The organism is Brevibacterium sp. LE-L (assembly GCF_050214925.1).
Lineage (GTDB): Bacteria > Actinomycetota > Actinomycetes > Actinomycetales > Brevibacteriaceae > Brevibacterium.
On sequence record NZ_CP189759.1, the window covers coordinates 2684001 to 2697895 of the forward strand.

Consider the following 13895-nt stretch of genomic DNA (forward strand, 5'->3'; position numbering starts at 1 on the left):
TCCCCCGGTGACCGGCGATTGGCAACCGCCGGTCGCCGGTTCCCGCATCACAGCCACCGTCTCCGTGCCCGGTTCGAAATCCCTGACGAACCGCTATCTCATTCTCGCGGCCCTTGCCCAGTCCGGCTCCGAGCTCAAGGGCTGGCTGCGCAGTCGCGACACCATGCTCATGATCGAAGCACTCCGTCGCCTCGGTGCCGTCATCGACGAAGACGGCGATGTGCTCCACATCGAACCCATCGCTCTGGCCGGCACCGACGTCGGAACCGGTCCGGGCAGCGCCCCCGGCACCGAGGAGGCCCGACCGATTGCCATCGATTGCGGTCTCGCCGGCACCGTCATGCGCTTCATCCCCCCGGTGGCGGCGCTGACCGGTCGTGAGGTCGTCCTCGACGGGGACGAACAGGCACGGGTGCGCCCGATGTCGGTCACCGTGGATTCGTTGCGCCGCCTCGGCGCGCAGATCACCTCGACCGAGGGCATGCTGCCGATGACCGTGCATGCCTCTTCGCAGGTGCGCGGCGGCCAACTCGACATCGATGCCAGCGCCTCCAGCCAGTTCGTCTCGGGTTTGCTGCTGACCGGTGCGGTCATGCCCTTGGGTCTCGAACTCGTCAACACCGGCACGACCGTGCCCAGCCGCACCCATGTCGACATGACGATCGAGGTCCTCCGAGACGCCGGAGTCGACGTCAGCGAACCCGAGTCCGAACGCTGGATCATCGAACCCGGGCAGCCGCGCGGGCTCGACGTCCAGGTCGAACCGGATCTGTCGAACGCCGCCGCCTTCGCCGCGGCCGCGATCGCCGCGGGCGGGACCGTGACCATCGCTGACTGGCCCGCGCACACCACGCAGGCCGGCGACGGGTTCAGGAACATCGCCGAAGCCTTCGGCGCGCAGGTCTCGCTCGACCGGGACGGTCTGCACGTCACGGGCCCCGAGGAGATCTCCCCCGTCGATCTCGACCTCTCGGCCGTCGGCGAGCTGACACCGGTGGTCTCGGCACTGGCTGCCCTGGCGAACGGCACCTCGCAGCTGCGCGGCATCGGACATCTGCGTGGTCACGAAACCGACCGACTGGCCGCCCTCACCCGGGAGTACACAGCCCTCGGCGTCGACGTCGTCGAGCACGCCGAGGCCCTGACGATCACGGGCACCCGCGAACTGCGTCCGGCACTGTGGCACACGTACCACGACCACCGCATGGTCATGGCCGGAGCCATCCTCGCCTCGTGCAACGATGGGATGATCATCGAAAACGCAGGCACCGTGGCCAAGACTCTGCCGGCCTTCACTCAGCTGTGGGAAGCCATGCTCACACCCGGAACCTGAGATGGGGAAGATCTACCGCGACGAGGACTACCGTCCCCGACCGAACCGACGCGGCTCGCGTCCCCGGACGAAGAACCGCCCCGACCACAAGGACGCTGTGTCCGGACTGGTCACCGAGGTCGATCGAGGACGGTACCGAGTCATCCTCGCCGATGACGACGGGAAGTTCCCGTCTTCGGCCCACCGGCAGAAGACGGCGGGGAAATCGGGGCGTCGGGCCGCCTCGGTCACGGCCGTGCGGGCCTCTCATCTGCGCCGTCAGGCGATCGTACCCGGCGACGTCGTCAGACTCGTCGGAGACACCTCGGGCGATGAGGGGACACTGGCTCGACTGGTCGAGATCACCGACCGCAAGACCTTGCTCAGACGCAGCGCCGATGACACCGACCCGACCGAACGCGTCATCGTCGCCAACGTCGACGTCCTCGGAATCGTCACGGCCACGATCGACCCGGACCCCTCCTTCGGGCTCATCGACCGTGCTCTCGTCGCGGCCTTCGATGCCGGGATCACTGCCCTGCTCATCGTCACCAAGACCGATCTGCATCCGGCCACGGAGATCCGGCAGCGGTTCTCCGCCAGCGGGGTCGACATCGTCGAATCGGCGATCGACCCGGATGCAGACACCGTGGAGTCGGATGCGGAGATCCTCGACCGCCTCGGCGGGCGCATCAGCGTCCTCGTCGGACATTCGGGCGTCGGCAAATCCACACTGACCAATGCCCTCGTCCCCGCCGCCGAGCGCGCCACCGGGCACGTCAACGATGTCACGGGACGTGGCAGGCACACCTCCTCCTCCGCGGTCTGCCTGCCGCTGGAACACGACGGATGGCTCATCGACACCCCCGGTGTGCGCAGCTTCGGTCTCGCGCATGTCGACCGGGAGAATCTCATCTCCGCGTTCCCCGAACTCGTCGACGCCACAGCCGACTGCCCTCGAGGATGCACTCACCTCGCCGATTCCCCCGGCTGTCGCCTCGACGACTGGGTCGCGGAAGGCAAAGGCGGCCCCGGCGGAATCTCACGTCTGGAGTCGCTGCGCAGGCTGCTGCCCACGACTGGATAGGCTGGGAGCATGAACGACCTCGACTTGGCGAGAGAGCTCGCCGATCTCGCCGATTCCATCAGCCATCCTCGCTTCCGGGACCAGGATTTCTCCGTCGAAACCAAACCGGATCTCACTCCCGTCACCGAATGCGACCGTGCGGTGGAGAGGGCGATCGTGGACCGCCTCGGCGAGGTGCGCCCGGATGACAGCGTTCTCGGTGAGGAGTTCGGCTCCCACGGCGAATCCTCCCGCCGATGGATCATCGATCCCATCGACGGGACGAAGAACTTCGTGCGCGGAGTGCCTGTGTGGGCAACCCTGATCTCCCTCTATGACGGCGAGGCTCCGCTGCTCGGGATGGTCTCGGCACCGGCGCTCGGACGACGCTGGTGGGCCGAGACGGGCAAGGGGGCGTTCGCCGCGGCGCTGGGGGCTCCGGCGAAGCCGATCTCCGTGTCCGAGGTCGCGAGCCTCGCCGATGCATCGCTGTCGTATTCTTCACTGATGGGGTGGAAGGATCTGGGGATCCTCGACGAATTCCTCGGACTCTGCGAATCCCTGTGGCGCACACGCGGCTACGGCGACTTCTACTCGTACATGCTCGTGGCCGAAGGTGCTGTCGATCTCGCCTGCGAGCCCGAGCTCGCTCTCTATGACATGGGCGCGCTCGTGCCGATCGTGCTCGAAGCCGGAGGAACCTTCACCAACACCGCGGGAGTCCCCGGCCCCTTCGGCGGCAATGCCGTGGCCAGCAATTCCCATCTCCACGAAACCGCACTCGATCACTTCGGTCGGGTCTCCCCCGAGGCGATCGCATGATGCCGGACATCCAAGGCAGCCGACTGTGGCATGACATGGCCGAGGCCGCAGGACTGACCAACCCCGACGGAACGATCGGTGAGACCATCTACGGGCAGATGACGAAGCTGGCCGCCGACCTCGGTGCCGTCAACCTCGGACAGGGCGCGCCCGGGACAGAACCGCCCGATGAGCTCATCACTGCCACCGCGGAAGCGATGCGCGCCGGTTTCAACCAGTACGCTCCCGGTCAGGGCTTCCCGCAGCTGCTGGAGGCTGTTGCGGCGCAGCGGCAACGCGACTTCGGCCAACGGGTCGATCCCGCCGAGGTGTTCTACACCGCCGGTGCCACCGAAGGGCTGACCGCCGCGATCCTCGCCCTCCTTCCCCGCGGCGGAACAGTCGTGTCATTCGAACCGTTTTACGACTCCTATCCGGCAGCGATCACAGCGGCCGGCGGCAACCTGCACACCGTGGCGATTCTGCCCGACGGTCAGGGCGGCTTTGCGCCCGACTGGGCGGAATTCGATTCCGTGATCGCGCAGGTGCGGCCGACGATCATCCTTGTCAACACCCCGCACAATCCGACCGGGCACATCTTCTCTGCCGAAGAGCTCGCCCATATCGGTCGCGCGGCCGAGTCGGTCGATGCCTGGATCATCACCGATGAGGTCTACGAACAGCTCGTCCTCACCGGGGCCGCACACATTCCACCGGCTGTGGCCATCGAGGATGCGGAGCGGGTCGTCACGGTCTCTTCGGCAGGCAAGTCCTGGAACACGACCGGATGGAAGATCGGTTGGGTCATCGCCTCGCCCACTGTCCTGAAAGCCATTCAGACGGTCAAACAGTTCCTCACCTTCACCGCCGGTGGGCCGATGCAGATCGGTATGGCCGAGCTGCTCTCAGGCAACTCCACGTTCGTCGCGGAGAACCGCGCATCACTGCGTGCCCGCGCAGATGTGCTCGTCCCGGCTTGTCGCAGCGTTGCCGGAGCGATGGTGTCGACACCGCAGGCCGGGTACTTCACCGTGATGGATTTCTCGGCGCTGACCGAGCTCGATGCCTTCGCGCTCAATGATCTGCTGGGCCGCGAGTTCGGCCTGGTCGGAATTCCCGTTCCGGCCCTGTGCCGACCCGGCAGTTCTGCCTACAGCGCTTACCGATCGTCGATCCGGTATTCGTTCTGCAAGTCGGTTGCCGATGTCGACCAGGGAGCCCAGCTGTTCATTGCACTCGGCACCCACCTCCGGGAGCATCCCGACGCGCTTCGCCGCTCACGCTGATCCGTTCCCGCAGCCTTTCGGCTGCGCCCTGAGGAAGCAGCTGCGAAAACGATGGGAGGGGCGAACCGCTTTTGAGCGGTTCGCCCCTCCCATCGTCAGTGCCCGATCGGGCCGGCGCTGAGACTTCTCTGCTCGATACCAGCTTGTTGCCGGGCCGATGGTGAAGGCCGAATCAGGCCTTGACGAGCTCGAGTTCGAGTTCGATCTTGACCTTATCGGAGACGAGGAGCTCGCCGCCGCCGAGCACGGCTTCGAAGGACATTCCGAAGTCCTTGCGATTGACCGTGGCAGTCGCCGACAGACCGGCGACCTGGTTTCCGTTGGGATCGGTGGCAGCGCCGCCGAACTCTGTCTTGAAGGCGACCTCCTTGGTCACGCCGCGCATGGTCAGCTCGCCGACGGTCTCGAACTCTTCAGAGTCAGAGGCCTTGATCGCGGTGGACGTGAAGGTCAGTTTCGGATGTTCTTCGGCAAGGAAGAAGTCACCGCTCTTGAGGTGGCCGTCGCGCTGCTCCTGGCGGGTGGAGATCGAATCGACGAGTGCCTCGGCGGAGACCGAGCTGTTCTCGAGAGTCTCGCCGACATCGACGCTGCCGCCGATCTCTTCGAACAGGCCACGGACCTTCGAAACGCCAGCGTGGCGGGCGGTGAACGTGAACTCCGAGTGGATGGGATCGATGTTCCAGGTTCCGGCGGTGAGTCCCTGAGGAAGTGCAGTCATCATGTCTCCTTTTGGTTGAAATTTGAAGTACAAGACTGACTTTAGTTCAACTTTCAATCATGCGCAAGCCCCTCGGGTGAATGGCAAGTGGCCATGTGTCGGAGGTCACCTGTACTCGGTTTGGCCGCCAGGTGACCCCTCGTGTAGAGTTAAGAACACGCCGCGGGGTGGAGCAGTTCGGTAGCTCGCCGGGCTCATAACCCGGAGGTCGGAGGTTCAAATCCTCCCCCCGCCACCAAGGTGGCAGAACCCCCAGTCAGTTGAACTGACTGGGGGTTCTTCTCATTCACACACCTCGGCCTCGGGACTCCGGGGTTAAGGGTTATAGGCCAAAATGTGTGTACAGCAGCGGCGTGTCACGGACACTGATGTCATCGTGATCGACCGCCCCAGCCCTTTTGGATTCCGTTGCCGACCTCGATGCTGAACCCGGTCCCATACAGTCGGTTCGTTTCGTCTCTGCCTGTTCCGGAATCGACTATGGCGGGGCGTTGACGGTCGTTGTCCCATGCCTGCGGGGTGACGAAAGACCACGGTTTCCTGGGAGCCTGGGTCTGCAGGTACAGCAACCAATCGATACCACGGCGGGCGTGTTCGATCGACGGGCCCCGATGAGCACGGAGGAAGTCCTTGATCGCTTTGTCCGCGCCTCCTTCCAAGGCACTCGTCGCTCGCGCCGCGGCCTCGTCGAGAGTCGTGACTTTCGGCAACCGTTGGATCCAGGACGCGGTGATCTGGTCATGGATCTCCTCGGTGGGGGCCACTTTGGAGTCACGTTCCAGCATCACCGGGTGCGGCGAGGAAACGTCGCGATCGACTGGGCCTGTTCGGCCAGGCGATGGCTGCCGAGCAGCCAGTTCAGAAACGCCTGGAACAGCGATTTCCGAGTGATATCTGTCTTGGACTGGGTCGTCGAGGCCTTTTACAACGCCACCTGGTGCGGCCTGAGCTGGTCCTGCCGTTCTTGACGAGCTTGCTGGCGCATAACCCCTCGTTTCCAACGATACGTCGACGACTGTGGCGAAGACCCAGCGCGGGCACTCGAAGCTCTATGAGTGGAATGTCGAAGCCGGACAAGCGCTGGTGCACGACATCGCTCACTTTGGGGTAACACTGGGCAACGCCGATGATGCTGCGGTCTCGGCCACATGGCCCTACGGCCACGTGGCCCTACGTAAAGCACTGGCTCCTTCACCCAGAGTCACCTGCCGTGATGCCCAGCTACCTGAGCCGAAAATCGAAGCTTGACTGACGATCACTGATCCTTCGCTCGGTCCGGCCAGCATGGCCGCCCTTCTCAGCTGCTCCGCTTGTCCTGCGACGATTTCGACGGTACCTCCGGGTCCTGCGACTTGATGAGCGAGAGTTCGAACTCCAATGTGATCTTGTCGCTGACGAGCAGGCCGCTCGAGTCCAGTGCCTTGTTCCACGACACCTCCCAGTCCTTGCGGTCAATGCGTCGAGTGCCCTCCAGACCCGCACGCAGCATCCCCATGTGGTCAGTGTTGATCCCGATGAGCTCAAGCGGCAGCGACACTGTCTTCGTCACTCCGCGGATGGTGAGAGGGCCGGTGACGACGAACGAGTTCTCGTCGACTTCATCGATCCCCGTGGCCTCGAATCGCATCTCCGGGTATTCCTCGACGTTGAAGAAATCAGCGCTGCGCAGGTGCTCGTCTCTGCCCTCATTGCGGGTGTCGACACTGGCCGTTCCGATCACCACGCTCACTGTCGACGAAGCCACGTCTCCGCCGTCGATCAGAGCCTCCCCCGACACATCGCTGAATGCCCCGCGAACGCGCGAGACCATGGCATGGCGGGTTGAGAACCCGACCCGCGAATGCGCTGGGTCGATCTCCCAGATTCCAGTGATTGCTGCTTCCTGTGGCATGTTCTGACTCCTTCATTCGGCACCCATGACGGCAGTCATGAGGCAGGATCTTGGTAATGAGGCGGACGAAGACGAATCAGACGCCGTCTTCATCTCGGTGCGACATGGTGGCCGCAAGTCCGTAGACACGGTCGGCTCCCGAGGCTCGAGCAAGTCGGGCGATCGCCGTCATCGTCGCCCCGTCGGTCCAGATATCGTCAACGACGAGGCAGGGGCCGTGAAGACGCCGTTCAAGGGCACTGGCCCTCAGCGCTCCCCCGGCGATCCGCCACGCGGGCCATTGGAGAATCACCAGGTCCTTTCCCGTCGCTGCGGCCAGACCACGGGCGAGCCGTGTGCGCAGGTTGGGCACTTCACCGAGTGAATCCGGCCCACCGATGATGACGGTGGCGGATCTGTATGCCGGATGACTTCTGACAACTCGAGTCAGGTCGTCGACGAGTGATTGCGTCGCCAATGCCCCGGAGCGAGGTCGTACAGGGAATGTCTTCGCTCGCTCGATCTGGTCGCCGGGGACACGGGATCTGTGCTGGTGGACGCTGCCAAGAGCATTTCTCGCACCTTCCACCGACCAGTCGAGCACAGAGACCAGATCCAGATCACTGACGTTGGGCAGGCTGAGCGTCTCGTTGAGGACGGTGACGAGGTCCTCCTTGTCACGGGTGAGAGATGACAGCATCCATCTGACCCGGACATTGAATTGAGATCTTCGCCGCTCGGGCACCTCCGCGTATCTGAATTCAGCACCGAAGCAGTACTCCAGATGTTCCAACGGCCCATCCGAGTCGACGGACAGATACATATCGAGATCGGGCGCGCCTGAACTCGTCGCAGACTCACGCAGAAGAACGTTGTTGGCGGCCATGGAAAACTGCCCATAGGCGGACAGTAGAAATGCCCGTTCCTGGCCACAAGAACTGCCCAGTGGCGGCCACGATTTCTGCCCATCCGAGCATGTAGAACCTCTCATTGAGACACGACCCCGAACCACTTCCGGGAGATGATGACGGTGTCTAATCGATCAACATCCACCACGAGAGGGTTCGGGGCCGCGTATGAAGTCTGACGGAGAAATCATGGAAATTCTAGAAGCGTATGACTCCACAGGGTCCTACCGAGCCGCAGCCGAGTTGGCAGGGTGTTCACACCACACAGTCAAGGCCCACGTCACCGCCCGCGCTCAAGGCCGCCCGGTGGGCGTGCCCGTCCGCCGTGATCGGGTCACGGACGAGTTCATGGACAAAATCACGGAGCTGGTAGCTCGTTCAGGGGGCCGGATCCGTGCCGATAAGGTCCACGAACGCCTTCTGTGTTTTGTCAACTTTTTTCCGGCCAAAAGAGCGCCGAAAATCCAGCCAGGCGAGCATGGTTTCCAGCCGTGTGAGCTCCGCGTCCGATACGGGGAACGTGCCTACCCGTGCAGGGCTGCGGATGGGAAGCTGTCCGCAGCCCTGACCTTCGTGGTTACTACCAGCCTTGATGGTCCGCAATCTGGTCTTTCAGCGTTTCGATCTCCGCCAGCAGGCGCTGGTAGTGAGTTCCGTGGTGATCGGGGCCGAACAGGAATTGGGCGGCTGATGAGATCGCGATCTGGCCGTCGAGACTGCTTCGGCGCAGGATGGTTTCAGCTGCGTAGAGGACGGTTTCGCATCGTTGGAAGAGCTCGTCGGTGCTGACAGAGTTCATGGTTGGTGTCCTTTCGGTGTCTGGTGGTGGGGTCATCTCATGAGTGCGTTCTTGACGCGGTAGGACTGGCCGGTGAAGTGGAGGAGTCTGCCGTGGTGGACGATGCGATCGATGATTGCTGCGGCCATGTTGTCGTCGCCGAACACGGTTCCCCACCGGGCGAACTCGAGGTTCGTGGTCAGGATGAGGCTGCGTTTCTCGTAGGCGTCGGCGATGACCTGGAAGAGGAGCCTGGCGCCTTCGGTATCGATGGGCAGATATCCGAACTCGTCGATGATGAGCAGTTTGTTCTTACCCAGCAGGGCCAGTTCCTTATCGAGTCGTCCTTGATCGGCTGCTCGGCGTAGATGTGTGACGAGGCTGGCGGTGGTGAAGAATCTGGCGGGTATTCCCCGGTGACAGGCGTGAGCGGCTAAAGCGATCGCCAGATGCGTTTTCCCGCATCCGACGTCGCCGTAGAAGACGAGGTCGGAACCAGTGGTCAGGAACTCGAGGTCGGTCAGTCGAGTGCGGCCGTAGTCGGTGGGGAACTTGATGTTTGTCCAGTCATACCCGTCGAGGGTTTTCAGGGTGGGCAGTTTCGCGGCTTTGAGTAGCCGGGTGCGGCGCTGATGGGCTCGGGAGGCGTGTTCGGCGGTGAAGAGGTCGTGGAGGAGTTGTCGTTGTTTCGGAGTTGCTTTGGCGGCGGCTTCGGCGACGACGGTATGGCTGATGCCGGTGTGTCGTCCCGCGTCGATGACGTCTGTGGTCGTGATGGTCATGCTGGTTGTTCCTGCCGAGTAGTGGTGAAACGGTCATAGAGGCTTAAATCGACGTTCGATGCTGGTGGTTCGCTGCCTTGACACAGGCGTCTGGCCAGCATCGGCAGTCCTGGGCCGGTGGGGTCATCGCCGAGTCGGATGAGCCTGTCAGCAGCCTCGACGGCGGTGTTCCAAGACGTGGCTTGGGCACTGGCATCGAGACGGCCGAAGAACTCGGAACGAGCCCGACTATCGGCAGCATCGGCCCAGTCACGGACAGGGTCGGACACCTGGGCACGGACTGGTGAGTTCGACCAGGCTCCGGGTTTGGTCATCAACGCGGCCAGAAGCGTATCGGGAGTGAACACGGTCGGCCCCGGCTGGCCCCAGGCGCGGTCGAAGCCGATGACAGGTTGAGATCGTTCGTTGAGGATGCTGATGGCATCGTGACGGATCGCGACGGTGAGCAGCCTGTTGTGGTAGTCGGGGCCGGCGAGGTAGGAATGACCATCGATGACGATGGTGCCGGTCTTATCGGCCTTACGCGATTCGTAGCGGACCGGGTCGAAGGCGATCCCGGGCAACGCGAGTCCCGCGGCGATGTCGTGGGCGAACAGGTCCTGGATCTTCTGGCCCTTCTTCCAGTGATCCTCGGAGCCGAGTCCGTCGCAGTAGGCCAGCAGGTCCGTGTTGAAACCGGCCAGGGAGACCGCGGTGGGTTCGGGGACCATGAAGTTGCGGCGGATGAATCCGACAGCGTTTTCGACGTTGCCTTTCTCATGCCCCGAATAGGGGCTGCAGTAGCGGGCGGTAGTCCGATAGTGGGCTTTGAACGCGGCGAAGAGTCTGGCTTCGGTGATAATCGTGCCACAGCGTCTGCCAGCACCGGTGGCGTTATCGAGGATGAGTTCGACGGGCACGGTATTGATGTGGTGAAAGATCGTGGCCAGGCCCTGGCCGATGCATTCGCTGGTTTCTCCGCGGAAGGCCTGAGCGAAACGCATATTCGAAAACGGGAACGTAATGACCAGCAGGTGGAGGACTTCACGGATGCCGTCGACGATCGCTTCGGCCTGACCGAAATCGACTTGCGCGTGTCCGGGCGCCCATTCGAGTTCGAAGAAGCCCTGACTGCGGGCCCGGTGCATGGTCTTGTAGTCCTTGATGAAGCGCTGCACGGGTGAGTAGGAGCCTTGATAGTCGTGTTCGGCGACGAGTCTGTCGTAGACCCGTTTGGATGTGTGGCGCTGTTTACGGGGACGGCGGGCATCGTCGGTCAGCCACTGTTCGATGATGTGGGTCAGTCCTGCCAGGACGGCAGCACCGGCCTGACGGGTCGGGGCTGGTGGTTGCGGAGAGAAGTCGTCTTGGTTGAGGTATTTCGCGACGGTTTCACGATCGATGCCCAGATCGGTGGCGATCTGGCGTCCGGATCTTCCTTCGGCGTCGAGGCGCCTGATATTTTCGATGGTAGTCATGGGTGTGGTCATGGTCTTTCTGGTTCCCTTCTGACACCCCGGTTCGATCCTGCTGCAACGGGATCGGGGTGTTCGTTTGGGAACCTAATCGATGAGAGTGGCCACGCCCATGACTTTGTGTTTTCTGGGAGTGGCGCACAGAAGCAGAGACGGGCTGTTATGGCTGGAATCCAGCCGCTGTACTGGCTGGATTCTGGAGCTGAACCGGCCTACTTAAAGTTGATCACACACACCTTCTTGGACTCGGCTATGAAGGTTCGGAGAGATCAACTCGCCGTGCCGTCGCCCACGCCAAAGCGGTCCATGAAAGAGCGGGTCGTCGTGTGCATCGTCCCTGGGTGGCAGAGCCGGGACTGTGGCTTCAATACGACTACGGTGACGGGCCCGTCGTCGGTGGCGTGAAGACGGTGTTGTTCATCGCGTGGTTGGCGTTCTCGCGGTTTCGCATCGTCATTCCGCTTCGGGATAAGACGCTGGCGTCGGTGTTTATGGTCTTAGACCGCACGTTTCGACTCATCGGCGGCATCCCGACCTATGTGTTGACTGATAACGAGAAGACCGTCACGACGATGCATATCGCCGGGGTTCCGGTGCGCAATCGCGACACAGTCTCATTCGCGAAGTACTACGGAACGACGGTCCTGACGTGTCAGCCGGCCGATCCGGCGTCGAAGGGCGGGGTGGAGCGGTCCGTCCAGATCGCGAAGGCTGATCTGGTGCCCACAGCCACGAACCTGCGCAATGAGTACGCTTCGTTTGCTGACCTCGAGGCCGCGTGCCAAGCCTTTATGTCCGAGATCAACGAGAAAGAGCATCGGGTGACGAAACGATGTCCGATCGACTTGATCGGTCAGGAGCAGGAGAGGATGCATCCGGTCCCGGATCGGGCGCATACGATCGCGTTCGGTCTGTCGAGGAAGGTTCCGGTCAATACGCCGATGGTCGCTTTCGAGTCCGGGCAGTATTCGGTACCGCATGCACTCCTGGGGTCCGAGGTCTTCGTCCGCGTCCACGGTGTCGCCGAGGCAGAACAGATCATCATCGTAGCTGCCGGTCGTGATGGGGTTCGGGAAGTCGCCCGACACGGCAGGGCCCGGCCCGGATCGCCGAAGATCGATGACGAGCATTTCCCGACTGATGCCACACAGAAGGTGCCCGGAGTGTATGCGGTCACAGCGAACAGTCCTGATGAGGAAGCGTTCCTGATGATTGGGCATGGTGCTCACGAGTGGTTACGTGAGGCGGCCGCGGCAGGGACGTCGAGGATGCGACAGAAGATGGGCCAGGCCGTGGCACTGTCGCGGTTGCATGGTCGAGAACGTGTCGATGAGGTCCTGGGTACGGCGGCTGCCTATGGTCGCTTCGGCACTGGTGATGTGGCGTCGCTGCTGGCCCACCGGGTTGCTGATCAAGGCAGTCGCAGTGCGGGTGAGGATGCGTCCCTGGCGCAGGGGACTGTGGGATGGCAGGCGATGAGCTCACCGTCGACGACTGCGGACGGGGGTGAGCTGTGATGGTTGTCTCTGCCCAGGCGCCAGTCCTTGATACCGAGGTCGAGGCGCTGATGCGACGGTTGAAGATGCCGTATGCGCGCAGTCTTGCCCCCGAGTTGTTGGCCACGGCGAAAGCGCAACGGTGGGAGCCGGTCGAGGTCGTGCGGGCATTGTTAGTCGAGGAATCTCGTGGCCGATCGGCGGCGATGTTAGCGACCCGGCGGAAGCAGGCCGGGTTTCCCACGGGCAAGACGTTCGAGTCCTGGGATGAGGAAGTGTCATCGATTCCTGTACCCACGCAGCAGGCGCTGTCGACGCTGGAGTGGGTGGGGCGGAAGGAGAACCTGGCCATCTGTGGGCCCGCGGGAACCGGCAAATCGTTCTTCCTGGAAGCGCTGGGACAGAAAGTCATCGACGGCGGTGGACGCGTGTCCTGGCTGAAGCTGGAAGATCTGGGCGGACTCGTTCGTGCTCATCGTCCTGATGACCAGGTGACGAAGACTGTTCAGCGGCTGTTGCGAGCCGATCTCGTGATCGTTGACGACATCGGGCTGCTGCCGGTCAGTGATGATGCTGCCGAAGGTCTGTATCGGCTTGTCGATGCTGCTTATGAGAAGAGATCCGTCGCGATTTCGTCGAATCTCCATCCTTCTGCTTTCGACCAGTTGATGCCCAAGACCGTGGCTACGGCGACGGTTGATCGGCTCCTTCATCATGCTCATTTGGTCCAGACCAGTGGGGAATCGATTCGACTCAGCCAGGCCGTTTCTGGGGCAGGGGTGGTTGCTTTGAGCTGATATCGACGGCCCCGGGTGGTCACGACTGGACACAACGAGTCGATGGGCAGAAATCGTGGCCACCAGCGGGCAGTTTTATTGGCCACCAGTGGGCAATTCTCGTGGCCGTCTATGGGCAGTTCCTACTGACCGTTGACAGAACGTCGTGAATCCGTCCTGATCGGCGAGCGGCGACTACCGTGTACCCTCTGCTCATAGAATCGGGCCCCAACCACGCCCATACGCACTCCTTCTGCTCATTCGACTCCTTCTCCAGCGCCCCGATATCCGTCTCGACACGACGACTGCTGCGCGGCTATCGCCTGTCCTGCCAAAAGGCATACCCGACAAAGCTATCTGTGGTCTTGAGCCAGAATTGCCAGATTGCGGTGGCTGTGGGGAAGTCTGCGCCGTTCAGCGGGCTTTGCGGCAGCGGGTTGCGCTGACATCGACACGGACCGGGCCCTGGTCAAACGCGGGAACCGCCCAGAAGACTGAGAGAGCTCGTGGCGGATGAGATCCCTTCAATCCTCAAGGACAAAAACGATTCCCCTAGCCGTCACCGGTGCTCGTCCGGTCCTCGCTGAGGAATCCGTCGAGCACCGAAGCATCGCGCTGCTTGCTCAACCTCGTAGAAGCCCCTGC

Annotated in this window: 14 protein-coding genes, 1 tRNA gene and 1 pseudogene; 9 read left to right on the forward strand and 7 right to left on the reverse strand. The window is 62.6% G+C overall.

All coding sequences use genetic code 11. The annotated features are described in order from the left end of the window. The first annotated feature begins 7 nt into the window (after window positions 1-7). From aroA to ACQE2J_RS12145, 4 genes are read left to right on the forward strand one after another with little or no spacing between them, the layout of a single operon-like run. Entirely contained in the window at window positions 8-1333 is a 1326-nt protein-coding gene (aroA, locus tag ACQE2J_RS12130; RefSeq protein ID WP_240689672.1) for a 3-phosphoshikimate 1-carboxyvinyltransferase, read from the forward strand. A 1-nt stretch (window position 1334) separates the two neighbouring features. Further along, complete coding sequence (rsgA, locus tag ACQE2J_RS12135) at window positions 1335-2399, forward strand: ribosome small subunit-dependent GTPase A (protein ID WP_135538735.1); 1065 nt, start codon at window positions 1335-1337, stop codon at window positions 2397-2399. A gap of 9 nt (window positions 2400-2408) precedes the next feature. Continuing rightward, the gene (hisN, locus tag ACQE2J_RS12140; RefSeq protein WP_135538737.1) at window positions 2409-3200 is read left to right on the forward strand and encodes a histidinol-phosphatase; all 792 of its coding nucleotides are present in this window, start codon (window positions 2409-2411) and stop codon (window positions 3198-3200) included. Next, window positions 3197-4465: an aminotransferase class I/II-fold pyridoxal phosphate-dependent enzyme gene (locus tag ACQE2J_RS12145; protein WP_240689674.1), complete on the forward strand. Its 1269-nt coding sequence runs from the start codon at window positions 3197-3199 to the stop codon at window positions 4463-4465. Before hisN ends, ACQE2J_RS12145 begins: the two co-directional genes overlap by 4 nt. Before the next feature lie 172 nt (window positions 4466-4637). Here ACQE2J_RS12145 and ACQE2J_RS12150 read toward each other — a convergent pair whose 3' ends face one another. Then, window positions 4638-5186, reverse strand: a complete 549-nt coding sequence (locus ACQE2J_RS12150; protein ID WP_135538857.1) for a YceI family protein — start codon at window positions 5184-5186, stop codon at window positions 4638-4640. A gap of 161 nt (window positions 5187-5347) precedes the next feature. Here ACQE2J_RS12150 and ACQE2J_RS12155 point away from each other — a divergent pair. Next, window positions 5348-5424: transfer RNA gene (locus ACQE2J_RS12155), tRNA-Met, on the forward strand. Window positions 5425-5557: 133 nt separating this feature from the next. On the opposite strand, the gene ACQE2J_RS12160 is transcribed toward ACQE2J_RS12155, so the two are convergent. Continuing rightward, complete coding sequence (locus ACQE2J_RS12160) at window positions 5558-5971, reverse strand: hypothetical protein (protein WP_426936397.1); 414 nt, start codon at window positions 5969-5971, stop codon at window positions 5558-5560. A 232-nt stretch (window positions 5972-6203) separates the two neighbouring features. Here ACQE2J_RS12160 and ACQE2J_RS12165 point away from each other — a divergent pair, with 232 nt between their 5' ends. Continuing rightward, window positions 6204-6434 (forward strand): hypothetical protein, encoded by a 231-nt coding sequence (locus ACQE2J_RS12165; RefSeq protein WP_167854375.1) that lies wholly within the window; start codon window positions 6204-6206, stop codon window positions 6432-6434. 49 nt (window positions 6435-6483) lie between these two features. Here the strand turns inward: ACQE2J_RS12165 and ACQE2J_RS12170 are convergent, their stop codons facing one another. Beyond that, window positions 6484-7077 carry a YceI family protein gene (locus tag ACQE2J_RS12170; protein WP_135538741.1) on the reverse strand — a complete coding sequence of 198 codons (594 nt, stop codon included), beginning with the start codon at window positions 7075-7077 and terminating at the stop codon, window positions 6484-6486. Between the two features lie 76 nt (window positions 7078-7153). Further along, window positions 7154-7756 (reverse strand): hypothetical protein, encoded by a 603-nt coding sequence (locus ACQE2J_RS12175; RefSeq protein ID WP_135538743.1) that lies wholly within the window; start codon window positions 7754-7756, stop codon window positions 7154-7156. A 376-nt stretch (window positions 7757-8132) separates the two neighbouring features. On the opposite strand from ACQE2J_RS12175, the pseudogene ACQE2J_RS12180 reads away from it, so the two are divergent. Then, window positions 8133-8387: pseudogene (locus ACQE2J_RS12180) on the forward strand (IS21 family transposase); the annotation flags it as partial. Between the two features lie 157 nt (window positions 8388-8544). Here ACQE2J_RS12180 and ACQE2J_RS12185 read toward each other — a convergent pair. The 3 genes from ACQE2J_RS12185 to istA are packed head-to-tail and all read right to left on the reverse strand — an operon-like array spanning window position 8545 to window position 10981. Then, complete coding sequence (locus ACQE2J_RS12185) at window positions 8545-8763, reverse strand: hypothetical protein (RefSeq protein WP_135542787.1); 219 nt, start codon at window positions 8761-8763, stop codon at window positions 8545-8547. A 32-nt stretch (window positions 8764-8795) separates the two neighbouring features. Continuing rightward, on the reverse strand, window positions 8796-9524 hold the full coding sequence (gene istB / locus ACQE2J_RS12190; protein WP_135542789.1) for an IS21-like element helper ATPase IstB: 729 nt from the start codon (window positions 9522-9524) through the stop codon (window positions 8796-8798). Beyond that, window positions 9521-10981 carry an IS21 family transposase gene (gene istA, locus ACQE2J_RS12195; RefSeq protein ID WP_135542790.1) on the reverse strand — a complete coding sequence of 487 codons (1461 nt, stop codon included), beginning with the start codon at window positions 10979-10981 and terminating at the stop codon, window positions 9521-9523. Before istA ends, istB (ACQE2J_RS12190) begins: the two co-directional genes overlap by 4 nt. Window positions 10982-11319: 338 nt before the next feature. Between istA and ACQE2J_RS12200 the strand changes: the two genes are divergently transcribed. Together ACQE2J_RS12200 and istB (ACQE2J_RS12205) are read left to right on the forward strand one after the other, a co-directional pair. Next, window positions 11320-12495 carry a DDE-type integrase/transposase/recombinase gene (locus ACQE2J_RS12200; protein WP_426936398.1) on the forward strand — a complete coding sequence of 392 codons (1176 nt, stop codon included), beginning with the start codon at window positions 11320-11322 and terminating at the stop codon, window positions 12493-12495. Further along, window positions 12495-13271 (forward strand): IS21-like element helper ATPase IstB, encoded by a 777-nt coding sequence (gene istB, locus ACQE2J_RS12205; protein ID WP_426936288.1) that lies wholly within the window; start codon window positions 12495-12497, stop codon window positions 13269-13271. Before ACQE2J_RS12200 ends, istB (ACQE2J_RS12205) begins: the two co-directional genes overlap by 1 nt. Window positions 13272-13895: the final 624 nt, after the last annotated feature.

Excerpts from the sequence above, each read along its gene's own strand:
- rsgA (WP_135538735.1), top strand. The coding sequence starts at position 1,335 with ATGGGGAAGATCTACCGCGACGAGGACTACCGTCCCCGACCGAACCGA.
- hisN (WP_135538737.1), top strand. The coding sequence starts at position 2,409 with ATGAACGACCTCGACTTGGCGAGAGAGCTCGCCGATCTCGCCGATTCC.
- ACQE2J_RS12145 (WP_240689674.1), top strand. The coding sequence starts at position 3,197 with ATGATGCCGGACATCCAAGGCAGCCGACTGTGGCATGACATGGCCGAG.
- ACQE2J_RS12150 (WP_135538857.1), bottom strand. The coding sequence starts at position 5,186 with ATGACTGCACTTCCTCAGGGACTCACCGCCGGAACCTGGAACATCGAT.
- ACQE2J_RS12160 (WP_426936397.1), bottom strand. The coding sequence starts at position 5,971 with ATGCTGGAACGTGACTCCAAAGTGGCCCCCACCGAGGAGATCCATGAC.
- ACQE2J_RS12170 (WP_135538741.1), bottom strand. The coding sequence starts at position 7,077 with ATGCCACAGGAAGCAGCAATCACTGGAATCTGGGAGATCGACCCAGCG.
- ACQE2J_RS12175 (WP_135538743.1), bottom strand. The coding sequence starts at position 7,756 with ATGCTGTCATCTCTCACCCGTGACAAGGAGGACCTCGTCACCGTCCTC.
- ACQE2J_RS12185 (WP_135542787.1), bottom strand. The coding sequence starts at position 8,763 with ATGAACTCTGTCAGCACCGACGAGCTCTTCCAACGATGCGAAACCGTC.
- istB (WP_135542789.1), bottom strand. The coding sequence starts at position 9,524 with ATGACCATCACGACCACAGACGTCATCGACGCGGGACGACACACCGGC.
- istA (WP_135542790.1), bottom strand. The coding sequence starts at position 10,981 with ATGACTACCATCGAAAATATCAGGCGCCTCGACGCCGAAGGAAGATCC.
- istB (WP_426936288.1), top strand. The coding sequence starts at position 12,495 with ATGGTTGTCTCTGCCCAGGCGCCAGTCCTTGATACCGAGGTCGAGGCG.